Origin of the sequence: Streptococcus parasanguinis (genome assembly GCF_047463195.1) — a bacterium.
Classification (GTDB): Bacteria; Bacillota; Bacilli; order Lactobacillales; family Streptococcaceae; genus Streptococcus; species Streptococcus parasanguinis_R.
The window spans coordinates 240,459-263,915 of sequence record NZ_JASHEI010000003.1 but is presented as its reverse complement, the minus strand read 5'-3'; the positions used below and the strand labels follow the sequence as shown (position 1 = coordinate 263,915).

The 23,457-nt window shown below is 42.0% G+C and carries 24 protein-coding genes; 8 read left to right on the top strand and 16 right to left on the bottom strand.

The window, feature by feature from the left end:
* Positions 1-245: 245 nt before the first annotated feature.
* The 3 genes from QM870_RS04315 to QM870_RS04305 are packed head-to-tail and all read right to left on the bottom strand — an operon-like array spanning position 246 to position 3,419.
* Complete coding sequence (locus tag QM870_RS04315) at positions 246-1,583, bottom strand: ABC transporter permease (protein WP_303469792.1); 1,338 nt, start codon at positions 1,581-1,583, stop codon at positions 246-248.
* Entirely contained in the window at positions 1,583-2,278 is a 696-nt protein-coding gene (locus tag QM870_RS04310) for an ABC transporter ATP-binding protein (RefSeq protein ID WP_003002759.1), read from the bottom strand. The genes QM870_RS04315 and QM870_RS04310 overlap by 1 nt, the downstream gene beginning before the upstream one ends.
* Complete coding sequence (locus tag QM870_RS04305; protein WP_303469795.1) at positions 2,262-3,419, bottom strand: efflux RND transporter periplasmic adaptor subunit; 1,158 nt, start codon at positions 3,417-3,419, stop codon at positions 2,262-2,264. Before QM870_RS04305 ends, QM870_RS04310 begins: the two co-directional genes overlap by 17 nt.
* Before the next feature lie 179 nt (positions 3,420-3,598).
* Here QM870_RS04305 and gorA point away from each other — a divergent pair, with 179 nt between their 5' ends.
* Positions 3,599-4,948: a glutathione-disulfide reductase gene (gene gorA / locus QM870_RS04300; RefSeq protein ID WP_303469797.1), complete on the top strand. Its 1,350-nt coding sequence runs from the start codon at positions 3,599-3,601 to the stop codon at positions 4,946-4,948.
* A 306-nt stretch (positions 4,949-5,254) separates the two neighbouring features.
* On the top strand, positions 5,255-7,177 hold the full coding sequence (locus QM870_RS04295; protein ID WP_414368748.1) for an LPXTG cell wall anchor domain-containing protein: 1,923 nt from the start codon (positions 5,255-5,257) through the stop codon (positions 7,175-7,177).
* A 493-nt stretch (positions 7,178-7,670) separates the two neighbouring features.
* On the opposite strand, the gene QM870_RS04290 is transcribed toward QM870_RS04295, so the two are convergent.
* From QM870_RS04290 to QM870_RS04280, 3 genes are all read right to left on the bottom strand, one after another.
* The gene (locus QM870_RS04290; protein WP_013903883.1) at positions 7,671-8,402 is read right to left on the bottom strand and encodes a cyclase family protein; all 732 of its coding nucleotides are present in this window, start codon (positions 8,400-8,402) and stop codon (positions 7,671-7,673) included.
* A gap of 12 nt (positions 8,403-8,414) precedes the next feature.
* Positions 8,415-9,557 carry a 5-methyltetrahydropteroyltriglutamate--homocysteine S-methyltransferase gene (locus QM870_RS04285; protein ID WP_414368746.1) on the bottom strand — a complete coding sequence of 381 codons (1,143 nt, stop codon included), beginning with the start codon at positions 9,555-9,557 and terminating at the stop codon, positions 8,415-8,417.
* Between the two features lie 161 nt (positions 9,558-9,718).
* Positions 9,719-9,931 carry a YdbC family protein gene (locus QM870_RS04280; protein ID WP_003002541.1) on the bottom strand — a complete coding sequence of 71 codons (213 nt, stop codon included), beginning with the start codon at positions 9,929-9,931 and terminating at the stop codon, positions 9,719-9,721.
* 90 nt (positions 9,932-10,021) lie between these two features.
* On the opposite strand from QM870_RS04280, the gene QM870_RS04275 reads away from it, so the two are divergent.
* Positions 10,022-10,354, top strand: a complete 333-nt coding sequence (locus QM870_RS04275; RefSeq protein ID WP_003008097.1) for a hypothetical protein — start codon at positions 10,022-10,024, stop codon at positions 10,352-10,354.
* A gap of 15 nt (positions 10,355-10,369) precedes the next feature.
* Here QM870_RS04275 and QM870_RS04270 read toward each other — a convergent pair whose 3' ends face one another.
* Positions 10,370-11,656, bottom strand: coding sequence for a peptidase U32 family protein (locus QM870_RS04270; RefSeq protein ID WP_003002878.1), 1,287 nt, complete (start codon positions 11,654-11,656; stop codon positions 10,370-10,372).
* 96 nt (positions 11,657-11,752) lie between these two features.
* A complete protein-coding gene (locus tag QM870_RS04265) occupies positions 11,753-12,682 on the bottom strand; it encodes a peptidase U32 family protein (protein WP_414368744.1) in 930 nt (309 codons plus the stop codon).
* Positions 12,683-12,811: 129 nt separating this feature from the next.
* Between QM870_RS04265 and QM870_RS04260 the strand changes: the two genes are divergently transcribed.
* On the top strand, positions 12,812-13,105 hold the full coding sequence (locus QM870_RS04260; RefSeq protein WP_049490960.1) for a DUF3270 family protein: 294 nt from the start codon (positions 12,812-12,814) through the stop codon (positions 13,103-13,105).
* Positions 13,106-13,667: 562 nt separating this feature from the next.
* Here the strand turns inward: QM870_RS04260 and QM870_RS04255 are convergent.
* From QM870_RS04255 to QM870_RS04220, 8 genes are all read right to left on the bottom strand, one after another.
* Complete coding sequence (locus QM870_RS04255; protein ID WP_049490959.1) at positions 13,668-14,126, bottom strand: YtxH domain-containing protein; 459 nt, start codon at positions 14,124-14,126, stop codon at positions 13,668-13,670.
* A 14-nt stretch (positions 14,127-14,140) separates the two neighbouring features.
* Complete coding sequence (locus QM870_RS04250) at positions 14,141-14,524, bottom strand: DUF948 domain-containing protein (RefSeq protein ID WP_003008109.1); 384 nt, start codon at positions 14,522-14,524, stop codon at positions 14,141-14,143.
* Positions 14,525-14,527: 3 nt separating this feature from the next.
* A complete protein-coding gene (lgt, locus tag QM870_RS04245) occupies positions 14,528-15,310 on the bottom strand; it encodes a prolipoprotein diacylglyceryl transferase (protein ID WP_414368742.1) in 783 nt (260 codons plus the stop codon).
* Positions 15,307-16,239 carry an HPr(Ser) kinase/phosphatase gene (hprK, locus tag QM870_RS04240; protein WP_155128070.1) on the bottom strand — a complete coding sequence of 311 codons (933 nt, stop codon included), beginning with the start codon at positions 16,237-16,239 and terminating at the stop codon, positions 15,307-15,309. Before hprK ends, lgt begins: the two co-directional genes overlap by 4 nt.
* Before the next feature lie 172 nt (positions 16,240-16,411).
* Positions 16,412-16,786: a hypothetical protein gene (locus QM870_RS04235; RefSeq protein ID WP_241672615.1), complete on the bottom strand. Its 375-nt coding sequence runs from the start codon at positions 16,784-16,786 to the stop codon at positions 16,412-16,414.
* 12 nt (positions 16,787-16,798) lie between these two features.
* The gene (locus QM870_RS04230) at positions 16,799-17,080 is read right to left on the bottom strand and encodes a PspC domain-containing protein (RefSeq protein ID WP_003005023.1); all 282 of its coding nucleotides are present in this window, start codon (positions 17,078-17,080) and stop codon (positions 16,799-16,801) included.
* A gap of 74 nt (positions 17,081-17,154) precedes the next feature.
* Positions 17,155-17,610 (bottom strand): SprT family protein, encoded by a 456-nt coding sequence (locus QM870_RS04225; protein ID WP_414324984.1) that lies wholly within the window; start codon positions 17,608-17,610, stop codon positions 17,155-17,157.
* Positions 17,597-19,723, bottom strand: a complete 2,127-nt coding sequence (locus QM870_RS04220; RefSeq protein ID WP_414368739.1) for a Tex family protein — start codon at positions 19,721-19,723, stop codon at positions 17,597-17,599. The genes QM870_RS04225 and QM870_RS04220 overlap by 14 nt, the downstream gene beginning before the upstream one ends.
* A gap of 178 nt (positions 19,724-19,901) precedes the next feature.
* On the opposite strand from QM870_RS04220, the gene QM870_RS04215 reads away from it, so the two are divergent.
* The 4 genes from QM870_RS04215 to zwf all read left to right on the top strand — a co-directional run bounded on the left by QM870_RS04215 (position 19,902) and on the right by zwf (position 23,439).
* On the top strand, positions 19,902-20,051 hold the full coding sequence (locus QM870_RS04215; RefSeq protein WP_003005705.1) for an SPJ_0845 family protein: 150 nt from the start codon (positions 19,902-19,904) through the stop codon (positions 20,049-20,051).
* Positions 20,051-20,956 (top strand): permease, encoded by a 906-nt coding sequence (locus QM870_RS04210; RefSeq protein ID WP_414368738.1) that lies wholly within the window; start codon positions 20,051-20,053, stop codon positions 20,954-20,956. The genes QM870_RS04215 and QM870_RS04210 overlap by 1 nt, the downstream gene beginning before the upstream one ends.
* Entirely contained in the window at positions 20,953-21,768 is an 816-nt protein-coding gene (locus tag QM870_RS04205; RefSeq protein WP_049499476.1) for a TIGR03943 family putative permease subunit, read from the top strand. The genes QM870_RS04210 and QM870_RS04205 overlap by 4 nt, the downstream gene beginning before the upstream one ends.
* 204 nt (positions 21,769-21,972) lie before the next feature.
* Positions 21,973-23,439, top strand: a complete 1,467-nt coding sequence (gene zwf, locus QM870_RS04200; protein WP_298615077.1) for a glucose-6-phosphate dehydrogenase — start codon at positions 21,973-21,975, stop codon at positions 23,437-23,439.
* Positions 23,440-23,457: the final 18 nt, after the last annotated feature.

Genomic DNA, 23,457 nt, shown 5'->3' with positions numbered 1-23,457 from the left:
GTTATTCTCCCCTATTCTATCATATTTAGGCCAGAAATTCACTAATATTTACCAATTAAACAAAAATAAGATGGAAGAAAAAATGCAGCTTCTTGAATGAATACTCAAAAACATCTGAAGACCGTCGTTGACTGTCCAAATAGTTTGACCTGTATAAGACAAGGTTTCGACAAGCTATTCCAAAACAGCATCAAAAAGGAGCGTGGAGAATCTTAAGCAATTCATCCTGACCCGCTCCTATTTTTTTATTCATAACGCAGTGCTTCGATCGGGTTTAACTTAGAAGCCTTATTCGCTGGTAAAATTCCAAAGATGATGCCTACAAAAGCAGAGAAAATAATACTGCCGATGGCGACATTTAAGGAAATAATCGGTGGTCCTTCTAGGGAAGCTGCTGCGAGTGTAGTAATCAAGCTATTCACACCATAAGCAAGGCCAAGTCCAATCAGCCCACCAATGATGGTCAAGACCATCGACTCAATCAAAAATTGAACCAAAATCTTACCTCTGGTTGCTCCCAATGCTTTGCGAAGACCGATTTCTCTCGTCCGTTCGGTAACAGAAACCAACATGATATTCATGACTCCAATGCCACCAACTAAGAGGGAAATCCCAGCAATAGCTCCGATGACTGATGTCATAATTCCTACTACTTTATTGGTTTCCTCTAAGATGCTATCCAAATTAAAGATTTGAAATTCTCCCTGGCGAACACCTGAAAGTTCTGTTAACTTTTGAGCAGCTTCGATCCCAACGGTTTTGATCTGTTTCACATCCGGCACATGGACGACAATATTTTGAATTTCATCCGTTCCGAATTCAGATGCCAGCTGGGTATTGGCCATCAAGGCACTTCCACCTGAGGAAGCTCCGTAAAGAGCTGTTCCTGCATTTGGATCCTTGAAAATACCAACGACGCGATAATTGTTATCCCCAACAGAGACCACCTGATTCAGTGGATTCTCCGTTCCAAATAATTGTTGGGCCAATCCTTCATCAAGGAGCACCACCCGGGAGAAATTACTATAGTCTGAAGGGGTTAATTTTCGTCCAGATAAGAGCTCAACCTTTTTGACAGAAAAATAGGTTTCATTTACCCCTTGGATGTTTACCCCTTCTGCTTTTTTCTTTTGAAAAGCAATGGTTGCATTGGAGGTGTTGCCAACATAGTAACCATCGATGCCTTGAATCTTGGTTAATTCCTTAACCCAAGATTCTTGCACAACTGGCGGTGCTTCTTGAACTTGACCATCAACATCTTCAGCGTTTTCCCCATCGATATCCGATGGAGCAGCCATCCCTCGGTCTTCAGCTGCAGGTCCACTTTCGCCTCCGCCTTCTCCTGTATCTTCAGAAGGGCCAATATTGATTCCTGTTACATAGCCACTCTTATTGGGAGAATAGGAGATTTGTACATACTCTTGGTCCTTGGTGAAGGTCTTGGTGACACCAGCTTTCATACCATCTCCCAGAGCCATGATGACAACGACAGAAGCGACCCCAATAATGATCCCCACCATGGTCAAGAAAGACCGTAATTTATGGCTCATAATTGAGCTGATCGCAAATTTCCAATTTTGCATTAGGTCCCCCTTTCCAGCTTGCTATCTGAGGAGATCACTCCATCACGAATGACGATGCGACGATGCGCAAAGGCTGCAATTTCTGGCTCGTGTGTAACCATGATAATGGTTTTTCCTTCTTGGTTTAGCTTGGTTAACAAGTCCATTATTTGCTCCCCCGTCTTGGTATCTAGGGCTCCAGTTGGCTCATCTGCTAAGACGATGGCTGGCTGATTGACAAGGGCTCGAGCGATCGCAACCCGCTGTTTTTGACCCCCTGAGAGCTCTGAAGGCAAATGGTGCATACGAGAATGGAGCTCTACCTTTTCAAGGTACTGCTCAGCTAATTCCTTCCGTTTAGCAGGATGAACTCCTGCATAAATGAGAGGCAGTTCCACATTTTGAAAGGCATTGAGCTTAGAGAGAAGAAAGAATTGTTGAAAGACAAAACCGATCTGTTCATTTCGAACACGTGCTAATTTTTTCTCACTGAGATTTCCAACCTCCTGACCTTCTAGAAAATACTCTCCACTGGTCGGGCGATCCAACAAGCCAATGACGTTCATCAAGGTCGATTTTCCTGAGCCAGATGGACCCATAATGGCCACAAATTCTCCCTCTTCGACTTCTAAATCGATGTCTTTTAAGACACGAAGTTCCTGATCCCCATTTTTATAGGTTTTATTGATTCCTTTTAGTTCAATCAATTTTGTCATATTTTCCGATCTCTTTTCCATCTTCCAGTTTCTCATTAGGATTCACAATAACTTGAGCATCTTTCTTCAAGCCTGACAAGATTTCCTGATTTTCAGCATCGGCGTTACCAAGCGTCACTTTTACTTTCTTAGCCTTGCCATTTTCGACCGTCCATACATAGCTCGTATCCCCATCAGCCATGATACTTGTCACGGGAACAAGGGGATGTTGAGTAGAACTTTTGACTTCAATATTGACAGAAAAGCCTTGTTTGAGTTCCCCAATCTCACTGGTAATATCCACTGTAAATGGGTACTTGGCTCCACCGCTTCCTTGTGTTCCACCTGCTGCATTGGCACCTGCTTGACCCGCGTCGGTCGGATAGTTAGCTACATAAGAAATCTTTCCTGTCCAGGTTTTATCCGGATAAACCTTGGAAGTGAGGACCACTTCCTGACCCTCAGAGATATTGGCCAAATTGTATTCAGACAATTCCCCTTTAACTTGTAAATTCCCGTTGCTCACAATGTGAACCAGAGTTTGGTTGGTCCCTGTAGTCGATTTTGAGACATCTTTATTGACTTCGACCACGGTACCATCTGTATTACTCCTGACTGTTGTCGCATCCAGAAGAGCCTTAGCCTTGTTCATATTATCGACCGCATCCGACTTAGCATCTCGTAAATCGCTAGCTTGAGAATCGACTGTCCGTTGGGTCTGCGAAGCTGATTTGGCATCTGCTTCTTCATCGCCTGTCGTATCAATGGTCACACCATTTGTCAGTAAGTCATTTAACTGACGATCTGCCTTATTGACAGCACGAACGGCTGCATCATAAGCGGTTTGGGCCTCTGTACTGCTATACTGAACAATTGGCTGACCTGCTGTTACTTGATCTCCTACATTGACCAATATCGACTGCAAATCCCCTTTGGTTCCATCAAAATAGACATACTGCTCCTGGTTAGCAGTGACTTTCCCAGTTAACAAGACCGGAGAAGCGATCGATCCATCCTTGACCGTTTGCACCATTGGAGTTTCTTTCGTGACTGCTTGATCAGGTGTACTTGGGTGCGAAAACATCATCACACTTCCTGTTCCAATCACCACAATTGCTGCACCTGCAGCCGTAAATAGTTGCCATTTTTTCAATTTCTTCATCGTTTTTCTCCATCAAAGAAAGCGTTTTATTCTATACCATAGTATACCATATTTCCTTACTTTTCTATCTAAAATTGACACGGCAAAATGAAATTTAAATGCTTGGTAACATGCTAAACCCTTGACTTTTGTAACAGTTGATATTACAATCAAACTGAAATCCCATTTAGGAGGAAAACATGAAGGAATTTGATATTATTTCAATCGGTGGAGGTAGTGGAGGAATCGCTACGATGAACCGTGCCGGTGAACACGGTGCCCGTGCAGCCGTCATTGAAGAAAAACAATTGGGTGGCACCTGTGTCAACAGAGGATGTGTGCCTAAAAAGATTATGTGGTATGGTGCGCAAATTGCAGAAGCTATTCGCGATTATGGACCAGACTATGGATTTACTTCTGAACAGACAAAATTTGATTTTGCAACCTTAAGAAAAAATCGCGAAGCCTATATTGACCGTTCCCGTAATTCCTATGATGGCAGTTTCAAACGCAATGGGGTTGAACGAATTGAAGGACGTGCACGTTTTGTAGATGCTCATACGGTTGAGGTCAATGGAGAAACCATTAAGGCCAAGCATATCGTAATTGCGACCGGTGCCCATCCCTTTATTCCTTCTGTTCCTGGAGCTGAATTTGGCGAAACTTCTGATGATGTCTTTGCTTGGGAAGAACTTCCAAGTTCCGTAGCCATTATTGGGGCTGGCTACATCGCGGTGGAACTTGCTGGTGTGCTCCATCATTTAGGAATCCAAACAGACCTCTTTATCCGAAAAGATCGGGTTTTACGTAGTTTTGATTCCTACATTGTTGATGGCTTAATGGAAGAAATGGAAAAACAAAACCTTCCGCTTCACAAACACAAGGTTCCCATGAAGCTTGAAAAATTAGAAGATGGTCGTGTGAAGATTTATTTTGAAGATATGACCAGCCACGTGGCAGATCATGTTATCTGGGCAACAGGACGAAAACCAAATGTCCAGGATCTCAATCTAGAAGCTGCAGGCGTCACCTTAAATGAAAAAGGATTCATTGCAGTGGATGAATACCAGAATACAGTTATTCCAGGAATCTATGCTCTTGGGGATGTCACAGGAGAAAAAGAATTAACTCCTGTCGCTATTAAAGCTGGACGCACTCTTTCTGAACGACTATTCAATGGAAAAGTGAATGCCAAAATGGATTATACAAACATCCCGACCGTTGTCTTTTCTCACCCCGCTATCGGAACCGTTGGCCTAACGGAGGAAGAAGCCCATCAAACTTATGGAAAAGAGAATATCAAAGTCTATACTTCTCAATTTGCTTCCATGTACACTGCTGTAACCCAACACCGCCAGCAAGCAAAATTCAAACTCATCACTGCTGGTCCCGAAGAAAGGGTCGTTGGCCTTCATGGTCTTGGCTACGGAGTCGATGAAATGATCCAAGGATTTGCAGTTGCTATCAAGATGGGAGCGACAAAAGCCGATTTCGACGCAACCGTCGCCATTCACCCAACCGGATCCGAAGAATTTGTGACAATGAGATAAAACATAAGCTTGAAGTTGTTCCACTTTAAGCTAAAAGGACTATTTTAACAAACAATAGTCCTTTTTCATTTATCTGATTTTTATAAAATCCTTAAAATTTCATAGATAAAATATTTTTATTGTTAAAATCTTACTAATTTGTGATATAATTCACTTTGTAGATGTTTTTTTGAAAATAGACTAGTGGGGGGTGCACTTTTATTAATGTCGTCTTAAAAGACACCTATAAAAATTTCTCAATTTTGTAAGTTTTTTTGCAACAACATACAAATTGATGTAAATATTGGAGAAAAATGGGAGAAGAAAATGAAAAAAATGAATCTAAGTAGACTTGCCAAAGTCTTCTTTATTGTATTTTTACCATTATTATTCATCGTATTGTCGCAATCTGATATGGTAAAAGCTGGCGATGTCAGCAACAATATTAGCTCACTTACTGTTTCATCAGAAGAAATCACAGATGGTGGACAAACAACTGTTAAGTTTACATTTGATGAGCATGCACAAAAGATTCAACCGGGGGATACATTAAAAGTTAATTGGACTAGTTCTGGAACAGTTTTTGGGATAGGATTTAAAAAGACTATTCCATTAAGTATTGACGGAACTTACGTTGGAGACATGGTCATTACAGATGGATCTGCGACAGTTACTTTCAATGAAGCTATCAAAAACCTTCAAAACATTCGCGGTTGGGGTGAGTTTGAGATTGAGGGTCATAACGATACAACAACTGATAAGGAGCATGTTGGAAAATTCACTATTATTAGTGGAGCTAGAAAAGTAGAATTAAACGTTAAGAAAATGGCTACTGGTGTTAACAGCGCTCCATTCTACCTCAAAGCGGGTGATATGCACGCGAATGATCCTGAACATATTCTTTGGACACTAACCATTAATGCAATGAACTTAGATGTAGATGGTGATGTTCGTGTTGAAGATGACATCCAAGGTGGTCATTCACTTGTAAAAGATAGTTTTAGTATTACTACTACAGGTAACAAACCAGGATATTACGGTGGCTCAACTGCTATCGATGATTTCTTAGCAGCCTTTCCTGGATCAACATTCACAGTTGATGCTGCAGGAAAAATTACAGTTACGATTCCTCAAAGCCAAATCGATAAAACTGGAGTTCTCATCTTCTACCAAACTAAAGTAGAGAATGAAAATCAAAAGAATTTCTTAAACAATACTAAGGTATGGTATCAAGTTAAAGGTGAGCAAGCCGTTGTTGCCAAGGAAGTCAATGCATCTGTTGCAAATATTAATGCAAACGGTGGAGTGGATGGCGATATGACATCAACTACTACAACAACCACCACGACTCAAGAGCCGACTACAACAACTACTACGACTCAAGAGCCGACTACCACAACTACTACGACTCAAGAGCCGACTACCACAACTACTACGACTCAAGAGCCGACTACAACAACCACTACGACTCAAGAGCCGACTACAACAACTACTACGACTCAAGAGCCGACTACAACAACCACTACGACTCAAGAGCCGACTACAACAACCACTACGACTCAAGAGCCGACTACTACAACCACTACGACCCAAGAGTCGACTACAACAACCACTACGACTCAAGAGCCGACTACCACAACTACTACGACTCAAGAGCCGACTACTACAACCACTACGACTCAAGAGCCGACTACCACAACTACTACGACTCAAGAGCCGACTACTACAACCACTACGGTAACAACTACTGATGAACCTAAGACTACTTCAACTACAACTGATGAGCCTAAGACCACAGTAACAACTACCGATGAGCCTAAGACTACTTCAACTACTTCTGAAGAGCCTAAGACTACGGTAACAACTACCGATGAGCCTACAACTACTTCAACTACTTCTGAAGAGCCTACAACTACGGTAACAACTACCGATGAGCCTACAACTACTTCAACTACAACACCAGAAGAGCCAGAAAACCACAATAGTAGTGAGGAAGACACAACGTCAACAACAACTACTACTGCAGAGCCTAAGACTTCTTCATCTACTACAGAAAATCCAAATAAACCTAGTCATTCTGGTACCACAACGACACCAAGTGCGCCAGGTTCAAATGGTGGAAACAATGGGGGAGATAGCAAATCGCTTCTTCCAAACACAGGTGAAGTTGTTGCATCTGGACTCGTCTTCTCTGGAATTCTTGTCTTAGCAGGTGCTGTTGGAATCAAACGGAAATTGACTCGTCAATAATTTATTCATTAAAAATAGTCAATTTTCTAACGAAATAGATTTTCAATGCATCTTAACAAATAGTTCAACTAACAAAGAGAGAAATTTTTAGCTCTCTCTGATAGATAAAAAGAGGCTGGGACAAAAGTCCTAGCCTCTCAATTATTTTTGGATTGTCGAGCAAGACGCTGTGGTTGAGTGGGCTCTACTACGCTGATTTCATCAGCTTTTACAGCCCTACTCAACTGTGCGGAGGCGGGACGACGAAATCGAATTCTAACGAATTACCGATTTCTGTCCCACTCTCTTTTCTTTGTGTAAGCCCTATAAAAATTTGGCTTACACCGTTACGTCTACATCTCAAAACATTGGCAAAATAATTAACGAAAATTCCTTTTTATTTTTTCTAGATCAGTTTTTTAGATGGAATATCAGATGATAACGAAAATAGTTTCGAAAATACAAAAAGACAAACGTCCACATGTGACGTCTGTCTTCAAGCTTTTTTCTTTGTTTATGGTAAGATGGCAATGGCACGGACAGGTGAACCAGTTGCCTTGTCCCAGTGAGGGAAAGCAATCGAAATCAAAGCACCTACAGCTGGAACTTGGTCCAATTGGTTCAAAACTTCAACTTGGTAGATATTTTGTTCCAAGAGGTAGTATTCATTGACCAAGCCATGCTCTGCTGCTGGAATACCTGCATCGGTATCAAAGGTTTCATGACCCACAGCCTTGACATGGCGTTCATGAATCAAGAATTCCAAGGCTTCACGGCTCCATCCTGGACTTTGTTGAACCCCATTTTCATCTAGGTTACGCATAGCATCTTGATCTGGCCAACGTTTTGACCAATCACTACGGAAGGCAACAAAAGCACCCTCAACAATTTGTCCATGCTCTGCCTCAAAGTCTAAGATATCTTGTTTACTCAAGATAAAGTTTGGATTGGCAGCAACTTCTTTAGACTTGTCGATAACATAAAGTGGCAAGAGGAGATCTTTGAGGTCAATCTCATCCAACCAACGACCCCCTTCTACAAAGTGAATCGGTGCATCGATATGCGTTCCGTATTGACCAACCACTGTAAATTTTTGAACATGGAAACCATCTTTTAATGTGAAAAGATCTTCTTGTTGCAAGGCAGGAAGGGCTGGGAAGTGTGGACTTTCCGCATTGATTTGGTGACTCAAGTCCACCCATTTTTTAGCTTGCAATTCTTTATAAATACTTAGTAAATCTGACATGTTTCTTCCTCCTTATTCGCCCCAAACTTCAGCGACAATTTCTTTAATCAAACCTATTTTTTTCCATTGGTCTTCTTCTGTCAAAATGTTTCCTTCTTCTGTCGAAGCAAAGCCACACTGAGTAGACAGGTAAAGATTTTCCAACGGTACATACTGACTCGCTTCTTTAATACGAGCAATCACTTCGTCCTTGTTCTCCAATTGACCACTCTTAGATGTCAAGAGCCCTAACACCACTCCTTTTCCAGGGGTTACTTCTGCAAGTGGTTCAAAACCACCAGCCCGATCAGTATCAAACTCTAGGAAGTAAGCATTGACGGCTTCTTCTCCAAGAAGTTCTTTGGCAATCGGAGCATAACCACCTGATGAAGCCCAAGTGGAATGGAAGTTCCCACGACAAACGTGCGTATTGACGGTCAAACCAGCTGGAACATGTTGGTAGACATCGTTGTTAAAGGTCAAGAAGAGATCAGCGAGTTCTCGACGAACCTCATCTTTTGACTTGCCTTGAGCTGCTCCCCAAGCCGTCAAGAAATTATCGTCTACCAAGACACCCCACGTACAGTCATCTACTTGAAGGGTCCGAAGTCCTGCATCATACAAATCTTGAATCACTTGAAGATAGGCTTGCTTGATATCTTCACGAACGGCCGCAAAATCAGGATAGATGGTATTCAATTGTTCTACATGTTCGGCATCACGGATCAATTCAAAATAGAATTGCGCAGGTGCTGGGATGGTATATTTAGCCTCTACACCATCTACATCTGCCACAAGATCCCTCAAGAACTTGTGATGCTCTACAAATGGATGATTGACTCCTGTGATTTTTCCAACGACAAGTGCTGAGTCCGCCTTGGTTGTTTCATCATGGAATTGATAACCTTGAGCAGCTTGGACATGATCAATGCCACCAAAGCCCCAGAAGAAATCCAAATGCCAATAAGCACGGCGGAATTCTCCATCTGTTACTGACTTCAGACCAGCAGCAATTTCTTTTTCAACAAGGTCACGAATTGCCTGATCCTCTACTTTTGTTAAGTCAGCCTGACTGATTTTTCCAGCTGCGAAATCTTCACGAGCTTGAACCAAAGCAGCTGGACGAAGAAATGAACCAACATGGTCTACGCGATAAGGTGCATGTGTATGTGTCAATATGATTCCCTCTTTCCTATAAGTTTTACATTAATTCATCAATGCAACCATTATAGCAGTCCAACACCTGACAAACAAGGGTTTGGGATAATCTAATATCTTTGATATCTATATAGCCTTAGACTATAACAAAAAAAGAAGTCCTTGAAGGACCCCTTTTCTTAATTTTTAAATGCATCGAGCATGACTTGGAACTCTTCGTTCGTGAGTGTAATGCCTTTTCCCATCTTTGTATGGTCGGGACTCCAGGTCCGGATATCATACTTAGCAGGAGCACCATTAAAACTCACACGGTTCAATTCTTTGGTCCAACCCTTGTCATTTTCTGACAAGACCAGTAAATGTTCTTCGATTTGGAATGAAAATTCTGCCATTTCACGACTCCTTTCTTGCCTTCTCATCTCTAATATTCGTAAATCATTTACAAAATCGTTGAAATTATCTATAATATATTGTATCAAGTTATGGAGAATTTAGCTATGAAAAAATTTCTCGAGATCGTTAAAGACCGAGCAAATGAATTTTTCAATGGAAAAGTCAGTACCCCTGCCCCATTAGAAGATGAGAGAATTATTGACATCATTCAACAAGCATTGCGAAAAAAACAAGGGGTACATGTTATTTTTTCAAACAAGAGTTTTACAGGCGACATTGTCAAGTATGACCAAGAACGCCGACAACTGATCGTGAAAAATTTTAAAAAGAGTATGTCCACGATTATTCGGATTTCTGAGATCCAGAAAATCAGTTTGGTCCCCAATAATATTCGCATCGCCCAACAAAAAGGAGAGGTTTAACCCTCTCTTTTTTTGTTATACTCGAACAGTTTTACTTGCCCCATCTTTTGAGTAGAGATTGATTAAACCTTCCTGGCAAGAACGAATCATATCTCCTGGCTTCACTTCTTGTGGGACTGTGATCGTGAGAAGTTCCATCGGATTTGGTGCGCGATCAATCTTCACTCCATCCTTATCATGCAAGTCTTGGATCTGGCATTCAAAATGACGGAAGCCTGGTCCGTAGAATTCCACTTGGTCGCCTTCATTGATGACATTCCGTTGGCGAATCGTCGCAGTCATGGTAGATGGATCAAAGTCAACCACTTCTCCTACAAATTTGTATTGAGGAATCTTACGACGTGCCCCAAACAATTGTTCGTTTTCAGTCGGTGTTTGGTAGTAGAATCCAGTTGCCAATTCACGTTGAGCAACTTTCCACAATTCATTGATCAAATCATCCTTGATGGCATAAAAGGCTTCTGGACTTTCCATATAAGCATCACAAGCTGCCTTGTAACAGTTGGCTACTGTTGATACGTAATGGACAGATTTCATCCGGCCTTCAATCTTCAAACTATCAACCCCATTATCAATCATATCTGGAATATTTTCGATCATACACATGTCCACGGCTGACATAGAGTATTCTTCTGGGACTTGCCCTTTGATACTCTTGCGTTCTTGGCCAAATGGCATATCGTAGAGATCGTATTTCCAACGACAAGATTGAGAACAGCCACCACGGTTGGCATCCCGGTCAGACATGTGGTTAGAAAGGGTACAACGTCCGGAATAGGAAATACACATCGCTCCATGAACGAAAGCTTCGATCTCAAGATCGGTACGCTTACGGATCTCTGCCAACTCTTCCATGGATACTTCGCGGGCCAAGACCACACGGGTCAAGCCATATTCTTTCCAGAAATGGAAGGTCTCCACATTAGTCGCAGAAGCTTGCGTAGACAAGTGGATATTGAGGCCAGGTGCATAGGTTGCACAGATTTCAATCAAGGCCGGGTCTGAGACGATCACGGCATCAAGGCCCATATCCCGCAATTCACGGAACCATTCTCCAGCCCCTTGTTCATTTCCTTCATGGGTCACCATGTTTGAAGCAACGTGAACATCAACGCCACGTGCATGAGCATATTCGATACCTTCACGAAGCTCATCCATGGTAAAGTTTCCGGCACGGCTACGCAAACCATAGGCTTGTCCACCAACGAACACTGCATCTGCCCCATAATTAACGGCAACTTTTAACTTTTCTAATGTTCCAGCAGGTACCAAGACCTCTGGACGTTTTTTTGTATTTGTCATGTTTTCTCCAATTTACAAGATTGTCGATATGATGAATAGCCTCTTCGTTCCCTGAAAAAGGAAAACTCACAAACGAAGAAGCCCTAATATTATTTGTTATTTTACACGATCTGGTTCATAATCATAGAAACCAGTATCCAAACCACGATTAGCTGGATGTAATTTGCGGATTTCTTCATCAAACAGATAGGCCTGATCCTGTGTAAATGTTCCTTTTTGAATCAAATCACGCGCCTTGATAAAGTACTCTGTAATCTTGACAAAGTTATCACCCGGACAGTAGACACCATCGAGTTTCCAATGATCAAAGCCATGTTCTACCAACTCAGACAATTTGGTCATCATATTCAAGTCATTATTTGAGAAGATATGGGTTCCATGTTTGTCTTCATAGACCGAATAATGAGAATTTGGATCTCCTGGCTCGGCCAAGAACAGATCCCGATCTTTGGTCACAGACTCTTCTGTCTTGATAAAGTTGTAATAGTTCTGAAGAAGCGGTCGTTTCGAATGGTGAATAATGCTAGCGCCATAGACCAAGACTTCTGCTGGAATCTGAAGATTCTCAGCCATTACGAATAATTCGGCAGACGGAATCTCACGAGCCAAAACAGCTTCAGAAGCCCCTGCCTGTTTTCCCCAGAAATTGATCTGGCGGCTAGAAGTGACCATGGTTGAGGCATCGTAAATCGTTTTGAATGGATAGCCATCTCGTTTCAAGACATAAAAAACGCCCGCATCTCCGACAGTAATATAATCAGCCTGAATTTCCTTTAGAAAATCTAGGAAAGGCTTGATTGAATCCATCATCGATTGGTGCATGAGTGCATTTACAGCTACTGTCAATTCTTTGTCAGCAGCATGGACCAGTTGGGCAATTCGATTTATTTCGTCATAGCTTAAAGTTTGAGGCAATCGTAATCCGTAATCTTTTTCACCGACATAGATTCGGTCAACCCCTGCATCAATCAGGGCTTGCGCTTGCTCAACACTCTCTGCTGTTGCTGTAATAATAATATTTTTCATAGAACCATTATAACAAAAATTCCGATATTCTAGAGAAATTTATTCATTTTGTAAAATTTGTAACATTTTTGTAACATTTATATAGCTGAATTCATGATAGAATAATAGAGTACTGTTAGGAGAGAGAAAATGCCCGTAAGAAATTTAAGACACTATGATGAAAAATTCGATTATATCGAATTAACCAAACAAACCCAAGAATCCCCTGTTCAGGACTATGCTCCTGAAGTTGAACCCGCGCCTCAATTAAGTGAATTGCTATATTTTTTAAATATCGCTGTTTTCTGTGTGTTGACGGTTGTATTTAGTTTTATCTTTTTAGCAACAAAAATGAATACCTTCTTTGCGTTTGCCTTAGCGATTGGTTCTAGCTTTGCTAGTATTCAAGGATTCCGAATTTACTACAATAAACGAAAAAAATAAAAATCAGTTTCGCCTGATTTTTTTATTTTACTCGAATTTTTTTTAATTCCTAAGTTGTCAAATTAAGTTAGACTTTTCATGTAACTCAGAAAAACTTGGTATAGTATTTAATAATTCAAAGACTTCCTAGAAATTCTATAAGAATAAAAACTTTTTATGAGTTAAAGTTATTCAATCATCTACTGAAACTTTCCGCCGTGAGAAAAGTGCCTGAAACATAATTGTTTCAGGCACTCGGGAGTTTTGAAAGTAAAACAGGTCAGGGAACTTTTTTAGCCTGAGCCTAAAAATCAAAAAGCGAAGGGGCTCAAAACTAATTGAACACGGGCTGCGGATTGTGTCAAAAAGATAAGTTTTCCTAGAATCAAAAGTTTCTGCGTCAAACTTCCTATTTTGACTTTATCCGCGAGCGCCCTTTGTATCTTTGATAAGTCATGGAACTTCCTGGATTGCTGAAATCATCCACTGGATAATTTCACCTAACGTCCGTAATCACTTAAGGAAAGTTTCTAAGATGATTTTGTCTTCAATCTGAAAAGAGGCTCAGTGAGCCTCTTTTTTTTTATGCTTCTTTTGTATCTTCTTCAGCTGCTTCTTCAGAATCTTTTTCATCCAAGTCTAACACGATGTCTTCTGATTCTGTTTGTTTGCGAATGGACTGAACCAAGTCATTGCCACTTAGATTTTCTTTTTGAAGTTTATCCTTAAATGAGTGATAGACTTCTTGAGATTTTTCAACCACATCTTGCGTCTTTTCTTTGACAGACTCCAAAACAGTTCCTGTCGTAATTTCTCCAGAACCAACTTTTTCTTTGGTTTGTTGGATCACTTCTGCTGCTTGTTTTGAAACATCCTTAGCAGTTTGTTTCACCGATTCATGTACTTCTTGAGGATCTTCTTGATAATCTTTTACGAAGCGCACCACTTTTTTAGTGACTTTCTTTCCTTGCTCTGTTGATAAATAGTAGGCTGCTGAAGCACCTGAAATCACACCAATTAATAAACTAGATAAACGTCCCATATTCTTCCTCGATTCTATTTAAATAATTTTGAAGCCATCTTAATCGCTTTTAATCCGATAGAGGCTTTCACTGTTTTTTCACCAGCTGACACTGCTTTGACACTCAATTGACGGGCTTGATCATTCAAATCTGAAACAGACTCTGAAAGATCCGCCACGGCTGTAAAGAGTGGGTCAATTGTTGCAACTTTTTGATTCAAATCATCCGTTAAAACATTGACTTTTGCCAATAGATCATTGGTCTGATGCAAGGTGACATTGACATCTGATGTCAAAACTTGGATCGTTTTTTGCGTCTCATCTACAACTTTTCCAATCTTTGAGAGGAAAAAAATCATATAAATGACAAGCGCTACTAAGGCAAGGCCTAAGAGGCCGTAGGCAATTTCAATAAACATATGTTACTCCTTTGTTTCTACATAATAAGGGGCTTTTTTGCGACGTTGGTAGATGATGATGGCGAATCCAACGAGAATCAGGATCATCGACAACCACTGGGAAACACGTAAGCCCGCAAACATCAGGCTATCCGTCCGCATTCCTTCGATGATCATCCGACCAAATCCATACCAAATAAGGTAAAAGGCTGTGATCTCACCTTGCCGCAAAAATTGGGGCTTCCTCCGAAGAATCAAGATCAAAAGAAATCCTAACAGATTCCAACTGGATTCATATAAGAACGTTGGCTGACGGTAACTACCATCTATATACATTTGATCTCGAATAAAAGAGGGCAGGTAGTTGAGACTTTTAACAGCAGCTCCATAAGCTTCCTGGTTAAAGAAGTTTCCCCAGCGACCAATACTCTGTGCAATCATGACGCTTGGGGCCGCAATATCTAAGAAATCAATTGGCTCAATCAAGCGTCTACGAGAGAATAGATAGAGGACAAGAGCACCTGTCAAGAGGCCACCATAAATCGCGATTCCTCCGTTCCAGATGGCGAAAATCTCACCAAGGTGCTGGCTATAGTAACCCCATTCGAAAATAACGTAATAGAGTCTAGCCCCCACAATCGCAAGCGGAAAGGCGATCAAAATGAAATCAATGATAGCATCTGGATCAATTTTTTTACGGAGCGCTTCTTTCATAGAAAGATAAACAGCTAGAATCAAACCAGAGACAATACAAATCGCGTACCAACGAATACTGATCGGACCTAATTGAAGGGCTACTGGATTCATTCCTTCACCTCATTTTGACTAATCAACTGGGACAAACGTTCTTCAAAAGTTTTGGTAGCATCATAGCCCATTTCTTTGGCCCGAACATTCATCGCTGCGGCTTCGATCACGACCGAAATATTCCGACCAGTCTTCACAGGGATGCGAATCCGAGGAATGGTCACGCCACCGATTTCCAACTCTTCTGCATTATTACCAAGACGATCATAAACTTGATCCTTAGCATAATTTTCCAAGTAAACGGCGATTTGGACTTGTGAAGAATCCTTGACAGCACTGGCGCCGTAGAGACTCATGACATCGATAATCCCGACACCACGGATCTCTAGTAAGTGGCGTAGGATTTCAGCTGGCTCTCCCCAAAGGGTCATCTCGTCTCTCGCATAGATATCAACTCGGTCATCTGCTACGAGGCGGTGACCCCGCTTGACAAGTTCCAGACCTGTCTCGCTTTTTCCGATTCCGCTATCTCCTTGGATCAAGACACCCATCCCATAAATATCCATCAAGACACCGTGTACACTCGTACGTTCTGCTAGGCGACTATCCAAATAGCTAGAAAGCTCTCCAGATAAACGACTAGTTGCAACATTGCTCTTCAAAATGGCTAGTTGCTTCTCTTCAGCAGCTCGCAACATTTCTTCTGGAATTTCTAAATTCCGCGCGACAATGATGACAGGTGTCTCTGGCTGGAACATCTTTCGCAGGACCTGATGACGGTTGTGAGAGCTCATCTTTACCAAGTAGGACCATTCTTTCATTCCTACAAGCTGAATCCGCTCAGGTGTGTAATAGTCGAAATAGCCCGTCATTTCAAGACCTGGACGTGAAATGTCCGCAGTCGTAATTTCCTTGCTTAAGAGGCTATCATCCCCATAAACAACCGTTAGACGAAGCTTTTCCTGTAGATCGCGAACAGTAACTGCCATATCATTCTCCCTTTTCAAATTCTCTCTCTATTATAGCAGATTTTCTCTTCAGACGAGAGCCTGAAGTGTCATTTGAAAGATCCATTTTCAACTCCTTTTTAAGGCAAGCAAAAAGAGGCCAAGACAAAGGTCTCCAACCTCTAGAAAATGATGGGAACATATGAAGAATGCTCTAGCCTTCGCCATGCAAGAAATCTTTGATCATAGATTTGATTCCGGTAGAGAACGCATAGACCACCGCATTTGAAGGAAATGCGATCAAGCCAAGCATAAAAGCGGTAGGTCCTCCCCCCAACAAGGAGAAAATCAGATACAAAACCGGCAGAAATAAAATCGAAAACCGATAAATTTGAGGCTTTCTAGCCATTTCTGTTGGCAGAAACAAGAGGTAGAAGAGACTATTCCAAATGCCCAGTGGAAAAAGGAGCATTCCGATCAAAACTGTTCCAACTCCTTCACCAAAAAAACGATTTAAAATGAAAAACTGTCCTATAAAACTGAAGAAGAGATATAGAATAAAAGCAAGGGAATAGAACTTCTGCTTCACTCAAATCTCCTTTTAGAAGAACGGACTATCATTCTGATCATGGATGGGTTCGGCCTCTTTTCTTCGACGAGGTCGAGGGCCATAGTCAAACATTTCCTGCTCCTCCTCGTCCTTATAAGGCAAGGTCGTATCTAACAGTAAATAGATAATCACACCGATAAAGGCATGAGAAACCGTAAAAAGAATAAACAAGAAGCGTAGGAGAGTTACACTAAGACCAAATTTATCGGCTAAGCCAGCTAGCACACCTGAAACCAGGCGATGTCGTTTTAATTTGTAAAATGATGATGTCATTTGATTTTCCTCTTTCTAGTTAGACCTATTTTAGCAGAGTCGAACTGGAAAGAGATCCGCCTAAAGACCGATTCTTACTCTTGTCTCATTTCAAGGAATTGCAGGCGGCTGTGACAGCGACCGCAGGCATATTTCTTCAGATCGATTTTTCGCTTTCGTCTATACTCTTGGCCACAACGGGGACATTGATAGAGATAGATCCGCTTGACTCGCCCAGCTCTATCTGGTAGAGGAGGTGTGAAACGAAGACCGTCCACTTGCTGGAGGAGTTGCTTAAAGTCTAGATCTTTGTGGCAATAGCCTTTACCTTGATCGTAAAGATGGTAATGGCAGAGCTCGTGGCGGACGATTTTGCGAAAGACCTCTAACCCGAAAGCTTGGTATATTTTAGGGTTGAAATCAAGGTGTCGATCCTTGGGGAAGAAACGACCTCCAGTAGTTTGAAGACGTGAATTCCACTCTGCTCGATGACGGAATTCTCTCCCAAAATCTTCCAGGGATACTTGACGCACAAACTCAGTCAGATTCATTCGGAGCTACCAAACTGAGATTGACTTTTTCGCGTTCCACATCAATCTTCTTCACCCAGACGGTAACCAAATCACCTACTGAGACGACCTGGCTTGGATGCTTGATAAACTGCTTGCTCATATGGGAGATATGAATCAAGCCATCTTCGTGAATGCCAATATCGACAAAGGCTCCAAAGTCAACCACATTGCGCACAACCCCTTCTAATTTTTGGCCAATATGCAGGTCTTTAATATCCAAGACATCCTGACGGAGCACAGGTGCATCAAAGGAATCCCGCAAATCGCGACCTGGTTTTAGGAGATCGGCAATGATATCTTTCAGAGTTTCTGGTCCCAGATCCAGCTGAGTAGACATCTCCTTTATGTTCACAGCTTTTAATTTTTCCTGAGCTGATGCATCGAGGTCGGTCATTTCAAGAAGTTGAAAAAGTTTTTCAACTTCCTTATAACTTTCAGGGTGAACGCCGGTATTATCCAAGATGTTTTTACTTTCAGGAATGCGTAAGAATCCAGCAGCCTGCTCGAAAGCCTTGGCGCCGAGGCGAGGCACTTTTTTAATCTGTGCTCGTGAAAGAATCATTCCTTCTTCTTCCCGGTATTTCACGATATTTTCAGAGATGGTCTTATTGAGTCCTGCTACATGCGCTAAGAGAGAGGGACTAGCCGTATTGATATTGACCCCAACTTGGTTGACCACGGTGTCTACCACGAAATCCAAGCTTTCTGTCAGTTTTTTCTGATTGACATCGTGTTGGTATTGACCGACACCGATGGATTTGGCATCGATTTTCACCAATTCTGCTAGCGGATCTTGCAAGCGGCGGGCAATCGAGATGGCCGAGCGTTTTTCAACGGTTAGCTCTGGGAACTCATGACGGGCCAACTCACTAGCTGAGTAGACAGAGGCTCCGCTTTCATTGACAATAACATAGCGAACTCCTGGATGGTCATGAAGCACCTCTGCGACAAAGGCCTCACTTTCACGGCTGGCGGTTCCATTTCCAATCGCAATAATTTCTACTCCGAACTCCTTGATCAAGGAAGACAGTTCCTTTTTAGCCTGCTCGATCTGAGCTGGTTTTGCAGGAGCAACTGGATAGATGACCTGGGTGGCAAGCATCTTTCCTGTCTCATCGACAACGGCTAGTTTAGCACCGGTCCGAAAGGCTGGGTCAAATCCAAGGACCACGCGCCCTTTTAATGGAGGAATGAGCAATAGATTCCGTAGATTCTCAGAGAACAATTGAATGGCTCCGTCTTCTGCCACCTCCGTCAACTCTGTCCGAATCCGACGTTCAATCGCAGGAACGATTTTTTTCTTAACCGCTTGTTGAATAACTTCATCGACATAGGCATTTTTAGTTTTAAAACGAGCCTCAAAAATACGAATGATCCGATCCAGTTGGTGCTCGAATCCTACTTTAAGAACGCCCAATTTTTCCCCACGATTGAGAGCTAGAGTCCGGTAGCCTTGCATATTCTTGATCTTCTCAGAAAAATCATAGTAGATTTCAAAGGTTCTCTTAGGATCTAAGCTTTCATCCTTCAAGGTTGACGTCATGAGGGAATGCCCATGAATTTCTTGATAGGTGAGGGCCCGTAATTGGGTATCCTCTGAAATAGCTTCTACCAGAATATCTACTGCACCAGCTAAAGCTGCGGTTTCAGTTGGGAAGGCCTCACAGGTAAATTTCTGAGCCTCTGCTTCCAAGTCTGGACTATTTTGCAAAATGAGACGTGCCAAGGGGAAAAGTCCTGCTTCTCGGGCAATCGTCGCCTTGGTCCGCCGTTTTTCCTTATATGGGAGATAGAGCTCTTCGACATCCGCTAATTTTTCAGCAGCTTCAATAGCCTGCTTGAGCGCCTCTGTCAGTTTGCCTTGTTCCTCAATCTTAGCAAGGACGGTTTCCTTTCGTTCAGCCAGAGCCGTTAACGATTTGTCCCGGTCAATAATGGCCTTGATCGCTACTTCATCTAAATTTCCCGTCATATCTTTTCGATAGCGGGCAATGAAAGGAATAGTTGAGCCTTCTGCGGTCAGACTCAATACAGTATCGATTTGTTTTAAGCTAACACCCAATTCTTGGGCTATTTTTTCATATTTATCCATAGCTTCTATTATAGCATATTTTGCTGCCACCAAGGGGTGAGATCGCCTGTTCTAGTCTCTGTTTCAGGGATTTTCCATAGAATAATTTTGACCCTATGGTTCTTTCCTTTTATGCTCCATTTCCCCCTTGCTCTTTCCTTTTTGTTATAATGAAAGAAAATAAAAAGGAGGCCCAACAATGGCTATTAAATTCTCAAAAACAGATGATCTTGATAAAATGTTTGAAAATTTTGCGAGTTTTCCGGATGTAGAAAAGAAAGTCGAATTCCCCGAAGAAAAAAAGAAGGCAGAAACTGCTACCACTAAAGAAGCAAAGAAGGCTAAGTAATGACATTCTTTCAACACCTTCCCTCTAGCGTCTTGCAGGCTGGGGCTATTTTTCTCTCGATTATCATCGAGGCCCTGCCCTTTGTCCTAATCGGAAGCATCATTTCAGGGATGATTGAGGTCTATGTCACACCTGAGAAGGTTTACCGTTTTCTTCCCAAAAATAAATCTGGGCGAATCTTCTTTGGGAGCTTTGTCGGCTTTATCTTTCCTTCCTGTGAATGCGGAATTGTTCCCATTATCAATCGCTTTCTAGAAAAGAAAGTTCCAAGTTATACTGCTGTTCCCTTTTTGGTGACAGCACCAGTCATCAATCCCATCGTTCTCTTTGCAACCTACTCAGCCTTTGGGAATTCCATTAAGATGGCCCTCTATCGCGCCCTGGGTTCCCTACTGGTCGCAACGGTACTAGGGATCTTCCTTGGCTTTATTCAAACAGATTCGATCCAAAAAGAACATCGCAAGCCTGTGCATGAACATGATTTTAGCGATTTAAGCAAAAGTCAAAAGCTCTTTCAAGTCTTGGTGCAGGCAATTGATGAATTCTTTGATACAGGACGCTACTTGGTATTCGGTTGTCTTTTTGCAAGCCTCGTCCAAGTCTATGTCCCAACACGGATCCTCACTTCGATCAGTGCGACACCAGTTATTGCTATTCTCCTTCTCATGGTCCTGTCCTTTCTCCTCTCACTTTGTAGCGAGGCGGACGCCTTTGTTGGATCCTCTCTTCTGACGAGTTTTGGAGTAGCGCCTGTTCTTGCCTTTTTGGTGATTGGGCCTATGCTTGATGTCAAAAATCTCCTCATGATGAAAAATTACCTCAAAACCCGTTTTATCTGGCAATTTATCGGGATTGTGAGTGGAGTTGTGCTCCTTTATGCTTGGTTTGTGGGGGTAGTACTATGATTCGTTTCTTGATATTAGCTGGCTATTTTGAGCTCACCATGTACCTGCAATTATCTGGTAAGCTCAATCAATACATCAACTTACACTATTCTTACTTGGCTTATATTTCCATGTTCTTGTCCTTTGTTTTAGCTCTTGTGCAGCTGATCATCTGGGTCAAGCAGATGAAGATCCACAGTCATCTCTCTGGCTTCTGGGCAAAAGTGGCGAGTATTTTCTTGCTCTGTATTCCTTTGTTTGTCGGGCTATTTTTCCCTACAGTGACACTGGATTCCCAAACAGTTTCTGCCAAAGGCTACCACTTCCCGGTTGCGGCTGGATCTTCCAAGGAAATTCAGCAGGACGAAGGGACAACAACCCAGTATCTCAAACCAGATACTAGTAGCTATTTTACCAAGTCAGCCTATGAGTCAGAGATGAAGCAAGCAGCAAAGAAATATGTTGATAAAAAGGTGATCCAGGTGACCACTGAGAATTATATGGAAGTCATGGAGGTCATTTATGATTATCCAGATCAATTTGCGGGAAAAACCATCGAGTTGACCGGTTTTGTTTACAATGATCCTAATAACAAAGACAGTCAATTTCTCTTTCGCTTTGGGATCATCCACTGTATCGCAGACTCAGGTGTCTACGGTCTTTTAACAACCGGTGCTCCGCAGCATTTTGAAAACAATACTTGGATCCATGCGAAAGGAACCTTGTCCATTGAATACCACAAGCAGCTCAAGCAAAGCTTGCCTGTCCTCCACATTAGTGATTGCCAGACTATTACAAAACCGGATAATCCATATGTCTACCGCGTATTCTGATGGAGTCACCAAGTTTCTTCGGTGGTCGATCCAAACAGCTTATAGCAATTGAAGCTAGAATCCACATTGGTTCTAGCTTTTTCTATACTTTCCTCTCAAAGCCTCTATTCCAAGCGGAAAATATTCGGAACAACGATTCCATCAAAGAAATCTTGTAGATTTTATGGTAAAATATGGTTAATAAAATAGGAAATAGGTACTTAAATGTCTTCAAAAGTTATTGTAACCATTTTCGGGGCCAGTGGAGATTTAGCCAAGCGCAAACTCTACCCATCCCTTTTTAGACTCTATAAATCAGGAAATCTATCTGAACACTTTGCGGTTATCGGAACAGCTCGCAGACCATGGAGCAAGGAGTACTTTGAATCAGTCGTGGTAGAATCCATCACAGATCTGGCAGATAGCCCACAACAAGCTCAAGAATTCGCTAGTCATTTCTACTACCAAAGCCACGATGTCAATGATACCGAACATTACATCGCCCTGCGCGAATTGCAAAACAGCTTGGATGAAAAATACCAAACGGAACACAACAAGGTCTTCTTCTTGTCCATGGCTCCTCAATTTTTTGGAACCATTGCCAAACACCTCAAATCAGAAGGCATTGTGGATGGGCAAGGCTTTGAGCGCTTGATCGTTGAAAAACCTTTCGGTACAGACCTGGAAACAGCTAGTCAGCTCAACAAGGAATTGGAAGAAACCTTTGATGAAGAACAAATCTTCCGGATCGACCATTACCTTGGAAAAGAAATGATCCAAAATATCTTTGCCATTCGTTTTGGAAATCTTATTTTTGATAACCTATGGAACCGAGATTTTATTGACAATATCCAAATTACCTTTGCTGAACGCTTAGGAGTTGAAGAACGCGGTGGCTACTATGATCACTCGGGAGCCCTTCGAGATATGGTGCAAAACCATACCCTTCAGCTTTTGTCATTGCTTGCCATGGATAAACCAGCTACCTTCACCAAGGATGCGATTCGGGCTGAAAAAGTTAAAGTTTTTGAGCAATTGCACAATCCGACAGATGAGGAACTAAAGAAATTCTTTATCCGTGGTCAATACCATTCAGGTACGATCGAAGGGAAAAAAGATATCTCTTATCGCAGTGAGCCGAATGTCGACCCTGAGTCTACTACAGAGACCTATGCTTCTGGTGCGTTCTTTGTTGATAGCGATCGCTTCCGCGGTGTGCCTTTCTTCTTCCGTACCGGAAAACGCTTGACACAAAAAGGAACCATGGTCAATGTGGTTTTCAAGCAAACCGACTCCATCTTTGGACATAGCTTGCAACCAAATGTCTTGACCATTTATATCCAACCAAACGAAGGTTTCTCATTGAGCATCAACGGGAAAGAGGTCGGAGAAACATTCAGCATCGCACCGATTTCCTTTGATTACGAAACAGATGCGACTGCAACTGGAGCTTCCCCAGAGCCTTATGAAAAATTAATTTTTGACGTTTTGAACAATGACTCAACCAATTACAGCCACTGGCACGAAGTTCGTGCTTCATGGCAATTGATTGACCGAATCGAAAAACTATGGGCCGAAAATGGAGCACCACTCTATGAATACAAGTCTGGATCCATGGGACCAACTGCATCCGATGATCTCCTTGCAGAATACGGAGCCGAATGGGTTTGGAAACCTGAACCTAAGAATTAAGGAAAGCCACCTTCGGGT